The organism is Clostridium sediminicola (genome assembly GCF_050402865.1).
GTDB classification, from domain to species: domain Bacteria; phylum Bacillota; class Clostridia; order Clostridiales; family Clostridiaceae; genus Clostridium_AF; species Clostridium_AF sediminicola.
Genome location: NZ_BAABMF010000065.1, coordinates 1 through 1,002, shown reverse-complemented (window position 1 = coordinate 1,002; position 1,002 = coordinate 1). Strand labels below are relative to the sequence as shown.

Below are 1,002 nucleotides of genomic sequence, written 5' to 3'. Positions count from 1 at the left end.
ATGGGACTATTTGAAACTCTTGGACAAGCTAAAGCGGCTGGTAAATTTGATGTTTTTGATTTCAACTTCAATTTAACTGTTACAAATGCATTCTGGGCATCACTTATTGGTGGTACAGTTATGTGGGTTAGATACTTCTCATTTGACCAAGCACAAATTCAAAGAATTTTAACAGCTAGTTCAATGAAAGGTGTTAAAAAATCTTTCTTATCAAGTGCATTTATAATGAACATTATGTACTTTATAACATTAATTATTGGTTTAATTCTATGGGTGTTCTATGGTGGAAAAGCATTTGATTCATCAAATGGAATTATGATTGGATTTATATTAGAAGAGCTTCCAGTAGGAGCAGTAGGTTTAATCATAGCAGGTGCTTTCGCTGCAGCAATGTCAAGTGTTGACTCATTATTAAACTCTTTAACAACAGTATTTATCAAAGATATATATGAAAAATATTTCCGTAAAGAAGAAGGCGAAGCTTCACTTAAACTTACAATGACAATTTCAGCAGTATTTGGTGTGATTATCATATTCTTTGTAATCTTAGGATTTGGTGGAACAGTTAAGTCAGTTCTTGATGTAGTTGGAAAGTATATTTCTTACTTCTCAGGTCCAGCATGTGGTGCTTTCTTATTAGCAATGTTTACTTATAAAGCTAACGATAAAGGTGTTGCAACTGGATTTATCATTAGTATGATTCTTACTTATATGATTGCAAAATCATTAGGAACAAGTTGGTTATGGAATCCTGCAATTGGTGCTGCTTTATCAATAGCAATAGGATATGTAGCTAGTATGATATTACCAGATACAAAGAAAGCAGAAGATGTTAAGCAATATACAGCTCAAGGTATGAGAGCAAAAATGATAGCAGAAGGAAATACAGAAGAAGATGGTGTATCTATACTTCCATTCTCAATGGACAAATACGCTAAAATAGCTTTAATATTCTTCTTTAGTCAATATATATTCTTAGCATTAATTAATCTTTAGAATTAA

Annotated in this window: 1 protein-coding gene; it reads left to right on the top strand. The window is 31.7% G+C overall.

All coding sequences use genetic code 11. From position 1 onward, the window contains the following. A partial coding sequence (locus ACQ3F0_RS26720) for a sodium:solute symporter family transporter (protein ID WP_428868863.1) occupies positions 1 to 996 on the top strand: 996 nt, incomplete at its 5' end. Positions 997 to 1,002: the final 6 nt, after the last annotated feature.